Annotated in this window: 16 protein-coding genes; 15 read left to right on the forward strand and 1 reads right to left on the reverse strand. The window is 58.0% G+C overall.

Going from position 1 to position 15,791, the window contains the following annotated elements; translation table 11 throughout:
* Positions 1-8 precede the first annotated feature (8 nt).
* The 3 genes from FPZ52_RS15415 (at position 9) to FPZ52_RS15425 (ending at position 2,525) form a co-directional block, all read left to right on the forward strand.
* The gene (locus FPZ52_RS15415; RefSeq protein ID WP_146366515.1) at positions 9-554 is read left to right on the forward strand and encodes a cytochrome b; all 546 of its coding nucleotides are present in this window, start codon (positions 9-11) and stop codon (positions 552-554) included.
* 153 nt (positions 555-707) lie between these two features.
* Positions 708-2,162: a caspase family protein gene (locus tag FPZ52_RS15420; protein WP_168201388.1), complete on the forward strand. Its 1,455-nt coding sequence runs from the start codon at positions 708-710 to the stop codon at positions 2,160-2,162.
* Positions 2,163-2,165: 3 nt separating this feature from the next.
* Positions 2,166-2,525: a hypothetical protein gene (locus tag FPZ52_RS15425; protein ID WP_146366517.1), complete on the forward strand. Its 360-nt coding sequence runs from the start codon at positions 2,166-2,168 to the stop codon at positions 2,523-2,525.
* Positions 2,526-2,633: 108 nt separating this feature from the next.
* Here the strand turns inward: FPZ52_RS15425 and FPZ52_RS15430 are convergent, their stop codons facing one another.
* The gene (locus FPZ52_RS15430) at positions 2,634-3,185 is read right to left on the reverse strand and encodes a GNAT family N-acetyltransferase (RefSeq protein WP_146366518.1); all 552 of its coding nucleotides are present in this window, start codon (positions 3,183-3,185) and stop codon (positions 2,634-2,636) included.
* Between the two features lie 290 nt (positions 3,186-3,475).
* On the opposite strand from FPZ52_RS15430, the gene FPZ52_RS15435 reads away from it, so the two are divergent.
* The 12 genes from FPZ52_RS15435 to FPZ52_RS15490 all read left to right on the forward strand — a co-directional run bounded on the left by FPZ52_RS15435 (position 3,476) and on the right by FPZ52_RS15490 (position 15,672).
* Entirely contained in the window at positions 3,476-4,513 is a 1,038-nt protein-coding gene (locus FPZ52_RS15435; protein ID WP_146366519.1) for an NAD(P)-dependent alcohol dehydrogenase, read from the forward strand.
* Positions 4,514-4,616: 103 nt separating this feature from the next.
* Complete coding sequence (locus FPZ52_RS15440) at positions 4,617-4,805, forward strand: hypothetical protein (RefSeq protein ID WP_146366520.1); 189 nt, start codon at positions 4,617-4,619, stop codon at positions 4,803-4,805.
* The gene (locus FPZ52_RS15445) at positions 4,806-5,537 is read left to right on the forward strand and encodes an SDR family oxidoreductase (protein ID WP_146366521.1); all 732 of its coding nucleotides are present in this window, start codon (positions 4,806-4,808) and stop codon (positions 5,535-5,537) included.
* Between the two features lie 338 nt (positions 5,538-5,875).
* Entirely contained in the window at positions 5,876-6,601 is a 726-nt protein-coding gene (locus FPZ52_RS15450; RefSeq protein ID WP_146366522.1) for an SDR family oxidoreductase, read from the forward strand.
* 126 nt (positions 6,602-6,727) lie between these two features.
* Positions 6,728-7,669, forward strand: a complete 942-nt coding sequence (locus FPZ52_RS15455) for a sugar-binding transcriptional regulator (RefSeq protein ID WP_146366523.1) — start codon at positions 6,728-6,730, stop codon at positions 7,667-7,669.
* Positions 7,670-7,814: 145 nt separating this feature from the next.
* Positions 7,815-9,140, forward strand: a complete 1,326-nt coding sequence (locus FPZ52_RS15460) for an ABC transporter substrate-binding protein (RefSeq protein WP_146366524.1) — start codon at positions 7,815-7,817, stop codon at positions 9,138-9,140.
* 91 nt (positions 9,141-9,231) lie between these two features.
* On the forward strand, positions 9,232-10,104 hold the full coding sequence (locus tag FPZ52_RS15465; RefSeq protein WP_146366525.1) for a carbohydrate ABC transporter permease: 873 nt from the start codon (positions 9,232-9,234) through the stop codon (positions 10,102-10,104).
* Position 10,105: 1 nt separating this feature from the next.
* Entirely contained in the window at positions 10,106-10,936 is an 831-nt protein-coding gene (locus tag FPZ52_RS15470) for a carbohydrate ABC transporter permease (RefSeq protein WP_146366526.1), read from the forward strand.
* Positions 10,937-10,947: 11 nt separating this feature from the next.
* Positions 10,948-11,946, forward strand: a complete 999-nt coding sequence (locus tag FPZ52_RS15475; protein WP_146366527.1) for an ABC transporter ATP-binding protein — start codon at positions 10,948-10,950, stop codon at positions 11,944-11,946.
* 27 nt (positions 11,947-11,973) lie between these two features.
* Positions 11,974-13,452: a mannitol dehydrogenase family protein gene (locus FPZ52_RS15480; RefSeq protein WP_146366528.1), complete on the forward strand. Its 1,479-nt coding sequence runs from the start codon at positions 11,974-11,976 to the stop codon at positions 13,450-13,452.
* A gap of 3 nt (positions 13,453-13,455) precedes the next feature.
* Complete coding sequence (locus FPZ52_RS15485) at positions 13,456-14,133, forward strand: HAD family hydrolase (RefSeq protein ID WP_146366529.1); 678 nt, start codon at positions 13,456-13,458, stop codon at positions 14,131-14,133.
* Between the two features lie 12 nt (positions 14,134-14,145).
* Entirely contained in the window at positions 14,146-15,672 is a 1,527-nt protein-coding gene (locus FPZ52_RS15490) for an FGGY-family carbohydrate kinase (RefSeq protein ID WP_146366530.1), read from the forward strand.
* The last annotated feature ends 119 nt before the right edge of the window (positions 15,673-15,791 follow it).

Consider the following 15,791-nt stretch of genomic DNA (forward strand, 5'->3'; position numbering starts at 1 on the left):
GACGGGACATGTCAACCGAGCTGACCGGATTCACAACGACTGCGCGACTGTTCCACTGGTTGGTTGCATGTCTTGTCCTGCTGATGATCGCAGCAGGCCTGACCATGGTGCAACAGGGGTTGCCGCGACCGGTTCAGAATAGCTTGTATGTCTTCCATAAAAATACTGGCGTCATCATCCTGTTCATCATGCTGGCGCGATTGATCTATCGGTTACGCAATCCCTATCCACCTCTGCCAGAAATGCCCGCGCTTCAACGGCTGGCGGCGGAGGCGAACCACATCGCTCTTTACGTGCTGATCTTCATGATGCCCCTGTCGGGATATATCAGGGTGCGGGCAGGCAGATACCCGATCGAATGGATCGACAAGCTGGGACTGCCAATTCTGATCCCGAAGTCCAAGCCGCTGGAAGAAGTCGCCCAAGCGATCCATTATTACTGCGCAATGATCCTGATCGCAGCGATCCTCATGCATATCGGAGCGGCGCTGTATCACGGAATCTGGCGTCGTGACGGTCTTTTGGGCCGCGTATGGCCACCGGTTCAACGGTGATTTGCGCTTTCACTTGACGCTAGGGTGACTTGCTGCAAGGTCTGTTCAAGACCCAATGCCCGTGATTAGCCTGTTGGTCCTGAAATGCGTTTCTGCACTGTAATTCTTCTTTGTTTTTTGCAGCTATCGTCGTCGGTTTGGGCTGATGGGCGTGTGGCATTGTTGATCGGAAATGGCGACTACAGCAATCCGGAATTTGTGCTGGGCAATCCGGCCAATGATGTAGCGGCACTTGATGAAGCTTTGACCCGCTTGGGTTTCGAGGTCCGTAGCCAGACAAATTTGTCGAGGCCGGAGATGCTGGATTCGCTGGATTGGTTTCAGGAAACAGCCAATGGCGCGGAGATTGCCCTGGTTTTCTATGCCGGTCACGCGGTACAGGCAGATGGAGAGAACTTTCTGATCGGAACCGATCTGGTCAGTCCCACAGTGCCGGCGCTGATCGACGAGAGCCTGACACTTAGCGAACTGCACGCGGTGATCGAGGGCGTGGGCGCAGATTTGTCCTTGGTCGTTCTGGATGCCTGCCGCAATAACCCGTTTGGCGATGTCCAGATTGTCCAGCCCGGTTTGGCACCTGCATCGGGTTCTGTCGGGACGCTTGTCGCATATGCGACCGATCCCGGAAATGTGGCGGCGGATGGCTTGGGCGACAACAGCATTTTCACGAGCGCCCTTTTGCAGAATATCGAAACGCCGGGTATCGATGTGCGCATAATGTTCGGGCGTGTGAGGCAAGAGGTTGTCCGCGATACTGCTGGCCGACAAGTCCCGTGGGTCGAGGAGGCGGTGATAGGTGAATATTATTTGTCGGAGCCGCCGGATCCTCTTGATCCGGGCGATGAACTTCGTATCTGGCGCGAAGCTGTCAATGCCGGCAGTGTGGAGAGCTACCTGGATTATCTCGATCGCTTTCCCGAGGGTCTTTACAAAATCGTTGCCGAACTCCGGGTTGACGTCCTGCGCGGAAACGTTTTTCAAACAGCCGAACTGGCGTCAGTTGAATTACCCGATGCAACTGCCGCTTTGCAGCTGATCGGATATTTGGTTCCGGGCGCAACCGACCCTGCGGATAGCGAAGTCCTGCAGGCGTTTACGCATTGGCAGTCCTCCCAGCCTGTTGGCGTACGAAACTTCGAAGCATTGATGCTTGATGCGGCCAGCACGGCAACCTTCCTGGGTACCTATTCTGCCGGGATACTTAAAAACGATCTGCAACGATACGCGTCCGTTGATGAGGCTCTGAGAACGGCTCGGGACAATATGGAAGTCGCTGAAATTGAGTTCCAAGACAACCCTGATGCCGAGCCAGTTCTTCAGTCAATGCGGACAGAAATCTCTGAAATCGAACTCATACATCGAGGTGTGGCCGCAGATTTGGATGCAAGCCGGACCTTCTACAGCGACTTGATACTCCTCGTGGACAGGCATTTGACAGATTGGTTGTCCGACGAAGCCCAACCCCGGTTTGCGACCAGTCGAGGCATAACCCACCTGTCTGATAGAGCGCTTTCAGATGCCCAGATGTTTTACGACCATCTCAGGCTGGCACGCGACGCCCCCGAAGGATCATATTCGTGGTTGGCATCCATGATGCAGGAGAATTGAATCATGCGTATTGCTTACGTTTTAACTCTGTTCGTACCCTTGGTAACCGGATGCTACGCTACGAACGACACGTCGGACCAGATCGCTACCGAAACGAGCTGGGGAACGACACCTGCCGAAGAATTCAAAAGTCCAGAGATCGTCCGGATGGAAGATGAGTGGGCGCAGGCGAAGCAGGAGGTGGCGACCGAAAGAGATAATACGGTCGCGTCAGGCCAGGCTATAGATCCACAGGTTAATGAAGACATTTCTGAAGTGCTCGACCGTGATACGAGCGCCCCAAATGCAGAATTGCGTTTGCAACGCCTGCAGGATGCCGTCACGGATGCCCGTCGACTCGCGGAGCTCGTGAGGGCAGGTTGACACCCGCGCGAGGTTCACCACAAGCGACAGAATGAGTTCGGCCAGGTTTGACCTATCAGGATGCGACAGTTGGCTGCTTCGACAGACCGTTCGATAGGCTTTCGTAGATCAGAAAACTGGTCCTAGAAGGTCCAGTGTCGCCTCGGAATCCCATTCTTGAACGCCAAGCGGTTTAACCATCAGCGTTTCGGCAGTTTCGTTCAGGATGGCGGTGGTTCGGCAGTCGCTCATTTCGGCAGAGACCAGTTTGTTGGAATAAGCAACGAAACCCGCTGCGGAATAGAGCTTGGCTGTTCCGAAGAGGATCATGAAGTCAGCTAAGGTTCCATGTGCCTTGTCGATTGCGGCACGCAGCATCTGGCTTGCGATACCTTGTCCCCGGTAGTTGCTAGCCGTTGCGACTTCGGCCAAGCCTATATAGTCAAACAAGCGATCATTGAGCCGTGCAGCGCGATACTGCAGAGCCATGTGCCCGATGATATGGTGGCCGTCCCGTACAATCAGTCGCAGATGATGGCGTTGTTTGTGGAATGATCTGCCGTTGAATACGCCCGCTCCGAAGGCATCGTCCAGCAAATCTGCAATGTTTCTCTCGTCCAGAGATGTGAGGTGCCATTCAGGTATGCACTCGATCGTCCCGATAGTCATTCTCGTTGCCATTCTGTTGCCCTTCGGGGCAACTTCGCGATCCCGGCTGAAAAGAGCAAGTGTGCTAAGGCGTTGCCGCCACACGAATTACATCGGTTGAAATAGGCTTGTCTTGTGTTCGTGAAGCTGCGGGCAAGCCAGATTGGGCTGTGCCGAGTGGTTGCTGCTACGATTTTTCTGCTGCATCGTAAAATTTCGTTCAAGATGAAGGTTTTCGTTTACATCGGCTTACGGGGGCGACAGCTGGAAGATGTGGGGGCAATGTCTTCCATCAGCTATGGATCGAATGAGAGGAGGGCGGGATGAAAGCTCTGGTTCTGGAAGAAAAGGGCAAGCTGTCCCTGCGTGATTTCGATATTCCCGGCACCATGGGGCCGCGTGATGTGCGCATCAAGACGCATACGGTTGGGATCTGCGGGTCGGATGTTCATTACTATACACATGGCAAAATCGGGCATTTCGTCGTGAAAGAGCCGATGGTGCTTGGACACGAGGCTGCAGGTACGGTCGTCGCTTGCGGTGACGAAGTGTCGGATCTTAAGCTCGGAGATCGCGTTTGCATGGAGCCAGGAATTCCCGATACGGACAGCCGGGCCAGCAAGCTCGGGATCTACAACGTCGACCCCGCCGTGCGCTTTTGGGCGACCCCGCCAGTGCATGGCTGCCTTACGTCGGAGGTGATCCATCCCGCGAGCTTCACCTACAAGCTTCCGGAGAGCGTCAGCTTTGCCGAGGGGGCCATGGTGGAACCTTTTGCGATCGGTATGCAAGCAGCCCTTCGCGCCCGGATTCAACCGGGTGATATTGGTGTCGTTTCGGGCGCAGGCCCCATCGGCATGATGGTCGCTCTGGCGGCTTTGGCCGGTGGTTGTGCGAAGGTAATCGTGACGGACTTGGCGCAACCCAAGCTGGACATCATCGGTGCGTATGACGGGATCGATACAGTCAACATCCGCGACAAGAGCGCAGCACAGTCTGTCGCGGAAGCAACGGATGGCTGGGGTGCAGATATCGTGTTCGAATGTTCGGGCGCTGCACCGGCGGTACTTGGAATGCATGAGTTGGCCCGCCCCGGAGGTGCGATCGTGCTTGTAGGGATGCCCGTCGATCCCGTTCCGGTGGATATCGTTGGACTTCAGGCGAAGGAATTGCGGCTGGAGACGGTATTCCGCTACGCCAATGTCTATGACCGGGCGATTGCGCTGATGGCGTCCGGAAAGGTGGATCTTAGGCCCCTTGTTTCCGGAACTATTCCGTTCGAGGACAGCATTGCCGGGTTCGACCGGGCCGTGGAAGCGCGCGAAACGGATGTGAAGCTTCAAATCCGGATGCCCGACTAGCATGCGCAGGTCCGGTTGGGCCGATGCGGGTGTTGGCCTGACAGGATGCCGTCGCTGCGGTTACGCTAGGCGACACCGCAATCGTGGGCATAAGGGCCTGATCGTGGAAACTTTGAATGGTACGGTCTTGCTTGGAGACCTGAATAACGGTTTGAATCCAATAAAGATCACCCCTTATCTTTCGGATGTCATCGAAGAGCTTACCATTCTGCTGACCATCGACATAGCCCGCGAGGTGCAATCGATCCCAGCATGCACCGACGCATGCACGGTAAACCATGGAGAAATGTGAATGTCTGAAACGCTTACTGGCAAGGTCGCCGTCGTCACGGGTGCCGCTTCGGGTATCGGCCTTGCCGCCGTCGAGATGCTTTTGAAAAGTGGCTGCAAGGTTGTCATGGTGGACCGTGATACCGCCGCTCTCGATACCCTGGTTGCCAGGCTCGGCGACAATGCCGTGCCGCAGGTGACCGATCTGCTGGACTTCGACAGCTGCAACGCGATGGTCCCGGAGATCCTCGAAAAGGTCGGGCATATCGACATTCTCTACTGCAACGCAGGCAGCTACATCGGTGGCGATATATGGGACACAGATCCGGAAAGCATTGACCGGATGGTGAACCTGAATGTCAACGCGGTGATGAAGAACATCAACGCCGTCATTCCGCATATGATGGAACGCAAGACGGGCGATATCGTTGTGACCAACTCCATCGCGGGCCATTTTCCTGCGGAATGGGAGCCGGTCTATTCCGCGTCGAAATGGGCGATCACCAGCTTCATGCAGGGCGTGCGGCGACAGATGATCCCCTACGGCGTGAAAGTGGCACAAGTGTCACCCGGACCGGTGATTTCCGCACTGCTGGCCGATTGGCCCGAAGAAAACCTGCGCAAGGCCAAGGAAGCCGGCGCGCTGATGGATCCCGAAGAGGTCGCCGAGGCGCTGGAATTCATGTTGACGCGCAAGCGTGGAGTGACGGTGCGTGACGTCATCATCATGCCTACCGCTTTCGAGCGGATGTGAACCTTGTGGCGGCGCCCCGTCTCCTCCCCTCTGGGATGCGGTCTGTCAGTCGATCTGTGATCTGGTGGCGGCAGGTGGTATTGACCCTGCCGATTGGAAGGCCTGTACAGTGATTGCGAGGCTGCGAGTGTAACAGAGACGAGATAAGCTTTCGGCGCTCTTTGTCGCGAGTTTCCGTCAGACGCATGCCTGCGACCGGGGTATCGGTAACGCTTGACGCGGCTCGTTATGATGCATTCCTTGCGTTCGTTCCACGAGTTCGCTCGCGAAATGCGCGGGTAGATACAGGCAAGTGCCAACTGAGGATCGGGCTGCGGCTCAATCAAAGGAAGAAATTCATGCAGTTTTCGGACAAGACAGTTATCATCACCGGCGCGGGCAAAGGCATAGGTCGAGCCTGCGCGCATATCATGGCCGCCCGTGGTGCAAATGTTGTGGCATTGACACGCACCCGGGCAGATCTCGACACGCTCTACTCGGAGATCGGAAGTCGCGGAATACAAGTTGATCTTGCGGACGTTGCGGCCACTCGCGCGGCGATGGCGGATGCCGGACGCGCCGACTTTCTTATCAATTCCGCGGGTGTCAATATATTGGAATCTGTTTTCGACCTGACTGATGATGGTTATGAGGCGGTCATGGGCGTCAATTTGCGCGCAGCGCTGATTACCTGTCAGGAATTCGCACGCATGCGAATGGCGGCGGGTGGCGGCGGAGCCATCGTAAACATCACATCGATCGCAGGTCATCGGGGGTTTCCGGATCACCTATCATACGCCGCTTCGAAAGCTGGTCTCGAAGGCGCAAGCCGGGTGATGGCCAAAGAACTCGGTCCGCACGGGATTCGGGTGAACTGCGTGGCCCCTACGATCACACTGACTGAACTTGCCGCGGCCGCATGGGCGGACCCAACGAAGTCCGAGCCTATGATGGTGCGCCACCCTCTGGAACGATTTGCGGATGCAGAAGACATCGCCGAGAGCATCGCGATGCTCCTTTCAGAGGATTCCAAGATGATGACGGGAGCAGTGCTTCCGGTCGACGGTGGCTTCTTGGCCGTTTAACCTGACTATGCGGAGACGATCGCGCTTGTATTCCGATCCGCTATCGCTGTCTTTATGTTAATGAGAGCAGGGATTATCCAAGAGAGCAGTACATAATGTGCGCCATTCTGGCCATCAGGAGATAGTATGCAAGGTAAGGCCAAGAGACTGGATGACGCCGCGCGGGCGGGTTGGCTTTATTATATTGCAGGTAACACGCAGGACGAGATTGCGTCGAAGCTGGGTGTGTCGCGCCAATCCGCACAGCGCCTTGTAGCGCAAGCGATGCAGTCTGGGATGGTCAAGGTGCGCATCGATCATCCGATCGCGAATTGCCTATCGCTCGCCCGTGAACTTGTCGACCGGTTCGATCTTGAGGATAGCGAAGTTGTGCCGACCGACCCGGCCTCTGACGATGCAACGCTGGGCGTGGCGGAGGCGACAGCGGATGACATGGAAAGCTGGTTGTCACGCCCGGAGCCGATCACGATGGCGCTGGGGACGGGGCGAACGCTTCGGGCGGCGGTGGCCTGTCTGCCCCATCTGGACTGCGCGCAGCATCGGATCGTTTCGCTGACGGGTAATATATCGCCGGATGGATCGACGGCACATTACAACGTCATTTTCAGTGTTGCGGACATTGTCAGTGCCCGGACCTTTCCAGTGCCACTGCCAGTGATTGCGAGCTCACCCGAAGAACGCGACATGCTGCAGTCCCAGCCAATGGTGAGGGCAACCTTCCGGCTTGCACAAGATGCAGATGTGGCCTTCATCGGTATCGGAGAAATGGGTCCGAACGCGCCGCTCGTGAAGGACGGGTTCATTACGGTGCAAGACGCGAATGACCTCTGTGCCAGCGGAGTAGTTGGAGAAATCCTCGGTTGGGTCTTCGACGAGAAAGGCGCATTCATTCAAGGCGCAACGAATCTACGCGTTGCGTCGGCTCCAGTGCCCTCTCCGAACAGGTCAAAGGTCATTGCCGTAGCCAAAGGTAACCAGAAAATTTCAGCAATTCGCGCCGCTTTGAAGGGGAACCTCGTGAGCAAGTTGATTACAGATGAAGCAACCGCGCTGGCACTTCTGAAATAGAATAGAATTAAGAACAAAGGTTTAGGTGATCATGGTCTCCGTCGCTGCAAAGCGGCGGCTTTTTTGATTGACAATATTGCATCTCCGAAGTGAATATATGCCCCATAGAATAGCAAATGCCCACTTGATGGTTTGGGAGGATCTCATGACATTCAAAGCAAAGTCCCTGTACGGGGCGTGCGCGGCAATGGCGCTGGCGACCGGCGCTTCGGCGCAGGACACCACGCTGACGATTGCCACGGTGAACAATGGCGACATGATCCGCATGCAAGGGCTGACCGCGGACTTCGCCACGAAGCATCCCGATATCGCGCTCGAATGGGTGACGCTGGAAGAAAACGTCCTGCGTCAGCGTGTGACAACCGACATCGCGACGGGTGGCGGGCAGTACGATGTGCTGACCATCGGCAATTACGAAGTGCCGATCTGGGCGCGACAGGACTGGCTGACGCCGCTTGAAGGTATGCCGGAAGGCTACGATGCTGACGACATCCTGCCCGCGATCGCCGGTGGTCTGTCGGTAGATGGCACGCTCTACGCGGCCCCGTTCTACGGCGAAAGCGCGATGGTGATGTATCGCACCGACCTGGCCGAAGCCGCCGGGATCGACATGCCCGACCAGCCGACTTGGACTGATATCAAGGCCGCGGCAGAGGCGATGACCGATGAAGAAGCGGGCATTTACGGCATCTGCCTGCGCGGGAAGCCGGGCTGGGGTGAAAACATGGCCTTCATCACGGCGATGTCCAACAGCTACGGCGCGCGCTGGTTTGATGGCGATTGGAACGCGCAGTTCGACAGCCCGGAATGGAACGCGACGCTGACGGATTATCTGGATCTGATGAACAATTACGGCCCACCGGGTGCATCGTCGAACGGGTTCAACGAAAATCTTTCGCTGTTCCAGCAAGGCAAATGCGGCATGTGGATCGACGCAACCGTGGCAGCCAGCTTTGTGACGGATGCGGATGATTCCACCGTTGCCGACAGCGTCGGCTTCGCGCAGTTCCCGAACAAGGAAGGCGTGGACAATCACGGCAACTGGCTGTGGTCGTGGAACCTTGCCATTCCCGCTTCGACGGACGCGCCGGATGCGGCAAAGGCGTTCGTGGCCTGGGCGACCAGCAAGGACTACACCGCACTTGTTGCGCAGGAAGAAGGCTGGTCAGCCGCACCTCCGGGAACGCGGACATCGCTTTATGAAAACGTGGACTACCAGGCCGAGGCACCATTTGCCGAAATGACCCTGAACTCCATCAACGCGGTCGATACGACCAAGCCGTCGGTACAGGAAATTCCGTATACCGGGGCGCAGTTCGTCGCGATCCCGGAATTCCAGGGGATTGGTACGGCGGTCGGACAGATCTTCTCTGCCGCGCTGGCGGGTCAGATGGATGTGGATCAGGCATTGCAATCCGCGCAGCAACAAACCCAGCGCGAGATGGATCGCGCGGGGTATCACGACAAGTAAAGCTTCTCCTTCCTGCTTTGCTCCCGTTGCAGGGGTGGTGTCTCCATCCCTGCAACCTAACCCACCACCGATCTGACCGGAGAGCCACATCATGGCGACCGAGCACTCACGGGCCGCAGCCCGGATCATGATATCGCCTGCCGTCATCCTGTTGCTGCTCTGGATGATCGTGCCGCTGGGAATGACACTGTATTTCTCGTTCCTGCGCTTCAACCTGCTGATGCCGGGCATGGAGGAATGGACAGGTTTCGAAAATTACCGCTACTTCCTGTCGGACCCGGCTTTTTCCACGGCGCTGATCAACACGCTGCTTCTGGTTGGCGGTGTTCTGCTGATCACCGTGATCGGCGGGACTCTTCTGGCGCTGCTGCTGGATCAGGATTTCTTCGGCCAGGGGGTGGTGCGCATCCTGACGATTGCGCCCTTCTTCGTGATGCCGACGGTATCGGCGCTGGTGTTCAAGAACATGTTCATGAACCCCGTGAACGGCTTGTTCGCCCATATCGCCGGCGTATTTGGGATGGAGCCGATCGACTGGCTGTCCCAGATCCCGCTTCTGTCGATCACGCTGATGGTATCCTGGACCTGGCTGCCTTTCGCGACGCTGATCCTGTTGACGGCGCTGCAATCGCTGGACCGTGAACAGATCGAGGCGTCCGAGATGGACGGCGCCGGGCCGTTTTCGCGCTTCTTTTATATCATCGTACCCCATCTGTCGCGGGCGGGAACGGTCGTGATCCTGATCGAAACGATCTTCCTGCTTTCGGTCTTCGCCGAGATCCTGGTGACGACGAATGGCGGGCCGGGTAACGCTTCAACCAACCTGACCTATCTGGTCTACGCGGAATCGCTGCTGCGCTTCGACGTGGGCACGGGTGCTGCCGGCGGCGTGGTCGCCATCATCCTCGCAAACATCGTGGCCATCTTCCTGATGCGGATGATCGGCAAGAACCTGGACGCGTGACATGGCCCGTAAAGTCAAGAAATCCCGCAAGCTCTTCGTAACCGCCCTGGCATGGATCATCGCGTTGACGCTGTTCTTCCCGGTGCTGTGGACAGTGCTGACCAGCTTCAAGACCGAAGCCGAAGCCGTCGCGTCCCCTCCCTCCTTCCTGTTCTTCGACTGGACGCTGGAAAACTACGCGGCGGTGCAGGAACGGTCGGACTATGGGCGGCACTTCATGAATTCGGTGGTGATCTCGGTCGGTTCCACCATGCTTGGACTGATCATCGCCGTTCCCGCCGCATGGGCCATGGCCTTCGTGCCGGGCAAGCGCACCAAGGATGTGCTGATGTGGATGCTATCCACCAAGATGCTGCCGCCCGTGGGGGTGTTGATCCCGATCTATCTGATCTTTCGCGACATCGGCCTTCTGGATACGCGCATCGGGTTGGTGATCGTGCTGATGCTGATCAACCTGCCGATCATCGTCTGGATGCTTTACACTTATTTCAAGGAAATCCCGGGCGAGATCCTTGAAGCGGCGCGCATGGACGGCGCCAGTCTGCGTAATGAAATTATCTATGTGCTGACCCCGATGGCCGTGCCGGGGATCGCGTCGACCCTTCTTCTGAACATCATCCTGGCTTGGAACGAAGCCTTCTGGACGCTCAACCTGACGGCGGCGAAGGCTGCCCCGTTGACGGCCTTCATCGCGAGCTATTCCAGCCCGGAAGGACTGTTCTATGCCAAGCTCAGCGCCGCCTCGACGATGGCCATTGCGCCGATCATGGTGATGGGCTGGTTCAGCCAGAAACAACTCGTGCGCGGCCTGACCTTCGGCGCGGTTAAATAAGGACAAGATCTATGGGACGCATCACGCTGAAACAGATCACCAAGAAATTCGGTGACAAGGAGGTCATCCCGCCGCTGGACCTTCAGATCAACGACGGCGAGTTCGTAGTGTTCGTTGGCCCGTCAGGCTGCGGCAAGTCAACGCTGCTGCGCCTGATCGCGGGGTTGGAGGACGTTACATCGGGAGAGATCGAAATCGACGGGCAGCCCGCGACCGAATTGCCGCCAGCGCGTCGCGGCCTGGCGATGGTGTTCCAGTCCTACGCGCTTTATCCGCATATGTCGGTACGCAAGAACATCGCCTTTCCGCTGAAGATGGCCGGGGCCGACAAAGCGGAGATCGCCAGCAAGGTGGAGGGTGCGGCCAAGGTTCTGAACCTCACTGATTATCTGGAAAATCGTCCGGGTCAGCTTTCGGGTGGGCAGCGTCAGCGCGTCGCCATTGGCCGCGCGATTGTCCGCGAACCTGCAGCCTTCCTGTTCGATGAACCGCTTTCAAACCTGGACGCGGCGCTTCGCGTCAATATGCGGGCTGAGATTTCCGAACTGCACCAGCAGCTTGACACGACGATGGTGTATGTCACGCATGATCAGGTCGAGGCCATGACGATGGCCGACAAGATCGTCGTCCTGCAAGCAGGCGTCATCGAACAGGTCGGATCGCCGCTGGATCTCTACAACCATCCGCAGAACCTGTTCGTCGCGGGTTTCATCGGCTCGCCCAAGATGAACTTCATCACCGGGGACGAAGCGCGCAAGCGCGGGGCGGATACAATCGGTGTGCGTCCCGAACATATTACCATGTCGAAGGACGGGGGCGACTGGGCCGGGACCGTCGGGCTGGGGGAACATCTGGGTTCCGACACGTTTTTGCGCGTTCAAAGCGAGCATGGGGAGTTGATCGTCCGCACCATCGGTGACTTTCCGGTCAAGCATGGCGACAAGGTCTTCATGACCCCCGATCCCGCACGCATCCACAAATTCGACGCGCAAGGGCTGGCAATCGCCTGATCCGAGCTGACGACAAGGACTTAGACCGTGCCAACCAAACTATCGCTGTCCACCCTCGATGATCTGTCCGACAAGGTCGCCCGCCCGAATTACGCGCGGGAGGATCTGAGCGCGGGGATCGTCCATATCGGGGTCGGCAATTTTCACCGCGCACATCAGGCGGTATATCTTGACCGGCTGTTCTCTACCGGGTGCGACCACGACTGGGCGATCATCGGTGCCGGGATCATGCCCGGCGATGCCGCGATGCGCGAAAGGCTTGCGGCGCAGGATTACCTGACCACGGTGGTCGAACAAAGCGCGGATGTTGAGGCGGCGTGCGTCACCGGGCCGATGATCGACTTCCTGCCCGTCGGCGATACAGGGGCGATCATAGACGCCCTGTGCCGCCCGGAGATCAGGATCGCATCGCTGACCATCACGGAGGGCGGCTATTTTGTCGATGCGGGAACCGGGCATTTCGATCCGGGCCATCCCGCGATCGTCGCCGATGTGGTGGCCGGGGACAGGCCCGGAACCGTGTTCGGTGTGCTCGTAACTGCGCTGCGTATCCGCCGTGAACGGGACATCCCGCCCTTTACCGTCATGAGTTGCGACAACCTTCCGCATAACGGGCGCGTGTGCTTCGAGGCGGTGACGGGTCTGGCGCGCCTGATTGATCCGGAACTGGCGGACTGGATTGTTGAGAACGTGGCATTTCCAAACGGAATGGTGGACAGGATTACCCCGGCAACCGGCGAACGCGAAAGGCGGATCACGTCGGAAAACTTCGGGATCTCCGATGGCTGGCCGGTGTTTTGCGAAGATTTCATCCAGTGGGTGCTTGAGGACAAGTTCACGATGGGGCGCCCCGCGCTCGAAGCGGTGGGTGTTCAGTTCGTTCCTGATGTCACGCCCTATGAGATGATGAAAATCCGCATCCTGAACGGCGGGCATGCGGTCATCGCCTATCCCGCTGGGTTGCTGGATATTCACTTCGTGCATGAAGCGATGGAAGATCCGCTGATCGCTGCGTTTCTTGACAAGATCGAGGCCGACGAGATCATCCCGCAGGTGCCGCCGGTTCCCGATACCGATCTGGACGGTTACTACCGTATCATCCGGACGCGCTTTGCCAATCCCAAGATCGGCGACACGGTGCGGCGGCTGTGCCTTGACGGGTCGAACAGGCAGCCGAAATTCATCATTCCGACCATTCGCGACCGGATCGCTGAGGGGCGCGATGTCCGGGGGCTGGCGCTGGGATCGGCGCTTTGGTGTCGCTATTGCCATGGCGAAACCGAAAGCGGCGCTGTGATCGCGCCCAATGACCCCAATTGGGATCGCCTGGTTGCAGCTGCGCGCGCGGCCAGGACGGACCCGGCAGCGTGGCTGGCAATGGACGACATCTATGGCTCACTCGGGCAATCTGCGCCATTCAGGGACGAATTTTCGCGTGCGGTTCGCGCGTTATGGGCCGATGGTACCCGTGCGGTGCTTGAAAGCTACGTAAAGGGAATCTGGTGACGGATGACGGTTGATCTCGTTCTATTCGATTGCGACGGTGTGCTCGTGGACAGCGAGCCGATTTCCATCGACGTCCTGCGCGAGATCATCGGGTCCATTGGCGTCGAAATCCCCGAGGACGAAATGTATCTGCGTTTTCTGGGGCGTTCCATGGCGAGCATCGGCCAGATGTTACGAAATGATTACGGTGCCGATCTGACGGACGACCTGCTTGCGACGATGCGCGAGCGCTTGTTCACTCGGTTCCGAGCCGAACTTCAGCCGGTCCCGGGAATGGCCAACGCGATACGCGAAGGGCAGGGGAGGCTCTGGCACAGGCAGTGTGTGGCCTCTTCGAGCCAGCCCGACCGCATCCGTCTGTCGCTGTCGGTGACGGGTCTTTTTGACCTGTTCGACCCGGACATATTCAGCGCGACCATGGTGAAGCGAGGCAAGCCGGAACCGGATCTGTTCCTTTACGCCGCCGGCCAGATGAATGTGTCGGCAACGGGCTGCGTCGTGGTTGAAGACAGCACAGCTGGCATGCGGGCGGCGAAAGCCGCTGGCATGGCGGTTATCGCATTCACTGGTGGCGCGCACGCATACCCCGCGCGGCTGCGCGATGCGGCGCTTCGGGAACATCCTGACGCAATAGTTGAACATGCGAAGGATTTGCCGGAAGCTCTGTCCTTGCTGGCATAGCAGGAGAGAGCGATGCAGGATTTCGTGGTGGCCGTGGATGTCGGCACACGCAGCGCGCGGGCCGGGGTGTTTGATCGCTCCGGGTCAATGCAGGGCGCTGGCATCGCGGAACTTGATCTGTTGTCCCCATCGCCGGGGTCGGGCGAATACGCGTCGGAAGAGGTGTGGGCGGCAGTTTGCGAAGCGGTTCAGCAGGCTGTTAGGTCAACAACATGCAGCGTAGCCGACATCGCGGCCATCGGCTTCGACGCGACATGTTCACTTGTTCTTCGGGACAAGGCGGGAGAGCCTCTTGCAGTGTCGGACCGCGAGAGTTCGGGCGACACGCTGGCATGGTTTGATCACCGGGCCACGGCACAGGCGGCGTGGATGAGCGCGCTCGGGCACCCGGTGACCGCCCGCAATGGCGGCAATCTGTCGCCCGAAATGCAGCTGCCGAAGCTAAAATGGCTGAAGGACATGCGCCCGGGGGTCTGGGACGTGTTGGGCTATGCATTCGATCTTGCCGATTTTCTGACGTGGCGCGCCTCGGGAAATGCCGCGCGTTCCGTTTGTACGCTGTCCGCAAAATGGGGATATCAGGTGGATCGCGGAGGATGGCCATCGGATTTCCTTGAAGCCGCAGATCTGCCGGACATGGTGTGTAAGGCGGGAATGCCAGCGAAGGCGATCGCTGTCGGCGATCGTGTTGGCCAATTGTCCAAGGCAGCCGCAGCGGAACTCGGCCTGACTGAGAATTGTGCGGTCGCATCCGGTATGGTCGATGCCTATGCCGGTGCGTTGGCGCTCTTGGATCCGGCCAGACCAGAGGCCCTCGCGCTGGTCGCAGGCACATCAACCTGTGTAATGGGGTATGGTGACGGACCGATTGCGCTGGCTGGATTTTGGGGTCCCTATCCAGATGCTGTTTTGCCGGGTCGGAGTATTTTCGAAACCGGCCAATCCGCGACCGGGTCGATGCTGGATCGGATCATCACGGCATTCGCTCTAAGTCCAACGCGGGATATGCATGACCGCATCGCCGAATACATCGATCATGTGCTCGAAAATGACCCCAATTTCGGTAAAGGCATCGACATTTTGCCCGACTTCCACGGCAACCGCTCACCGCTTGCCGATCCACTAGCGCGGGGTGCAATCATAGGGCTATCGCTGGATACGTCTTTTCACGAACTTTGCAGGACATATTGGCGTGGTTGCGTGGCGCTTGCGCTCGCGTTGAAACAATTGATTCAAGAACTGCGTAAGTCGGGACAGACAGTTTCGGAACTTCGCATGTCCGGTGGTCATATCAGATTTCGAAGGTTGCCGCAGCTTTATGCAGATGCGACGGGGTGCGTTATATACGTGCCAGATCATGAGAACGCGGCGCTACGGGGCAGCGCAATAGCGGCGGCCAAAGCGGCAGGTTGGAGCGATGATCTTGCTGTGCTTTCTGTTGAAATGGCAGACAATTTGACAGCCTTTGATCCTGACGAGGCAAACTATCTCCTGGAAGACTATAGAACCTTTTTGGAGATCCAGAGTTTCGGCAAGTGAAGGCACGATTTACCTGCGGTATCGCAAGGCGCTGGATGCGTGACGAACAGTCGACCAGAACTCCCAGCCCAAGAGGTGGGCAGGGGTGGGACCTCCGGTTTCCGCGGCAGTTGCCATAC

It is taken from the genome of Qingshengfaniella alkalisoli (assembly GCF_007855645.1).
Lineage (GTDB): Bacteria > Pseudomonadota > Alphaproteobacteria > Rhodobacterales > Rhodobacteraceae > Qingshengfaniella > Qingshengfaniella alkalisoli.

Coding starts and splice junctions, on each gene's coding strand:
- FPZ52_RS15415 (WP_146366515.1), top strand. CDS start 9: ATGTCAACCGAGCTGACCGGATTCACAACGACTGCGCGACTGTTCCAC.
- FPZ52_RS15425 (WP_146366517.1), top strand. CDS start 2,166: ATGCGTATTGCTTACGTTTTAACTCTGTTCGTACCCTTGGTAACCGGA.
- FPZ52_RS15430 (WP_146366518.1), bottom strand. CDS start 3,185: ATGGCAACGAGAATGACTATCGGGACGATCGAGTGCATACCTGAATGG.
- FPZ52_RS15435 (WP_146366519.1), top strand. CDS start 3,476: ATGAAAGCTCTGGTTCTGGAAGAAAAGGGCAAGCTGTCCCTGCGTGAT.
- FPZ52_RS15445 (WP_146366521.1), top strand. CDS start 4,806: ATGTCTGAAACGCTTACTGGCAAGGTCGCCGTCGTCACGGGTGCCGCT.
- FPZ52_RS15450 (WP_146366522.1), top strand. CDS start 5,876: ATGCAGTTTTCGGACAAGACAGTTATCATCACCGGCGCGGGCAAAGGC.
- FPZ52_RS15455 (WP_146366523.1), top strand. CDS start 6,728: ATGCAAGGTAAGGCCAAGAGACTGGATGACGCCGCGCGGGCGGGTTGG.
- FPZ52_RS15460 (WP_146366524.1), top strand. CDS start 7,815: ATGACATTCAAAGCAAAGTCCCTGTACGGGGCGTGCGCGGCAATGGCG.
- FPZ52_RS15465 (WP_146366525.1), top strand. CDS start 9,232: ATGGCGACCGAGCACTCACGGGCCGCAGCCCGGATCATGATATCGCCT.
- FPZ52_RS15470 (WP_146366526.1), top strand. CDS start 10,106: ATGGCCCGTAAAGTCAAGAAATCCCGCAAGCTCTTCGTAACCGCCCTG.
- FPZ52_RS15475 (WP_146366527.1), top strand. CDS start 10,948: ATGGGACGCATCACGCTGAAACAGATCACCAAGAAATTCGGTGACAAG.
- FPZ52_RS15485 (WP_146366529.1), top strand. CDS start 13,456: ATGACGGTTGATCTCGTTCTATTCGATTGCGACGGTGTGCTCGTGGAC.
- FPZ52_RS15490 (WP_146366530.1), top strand. CDS start 14,146: ATGCAGGATTTCGTGGTGGCCGTGGATGTCGGCACACGCAGCGCGCGG.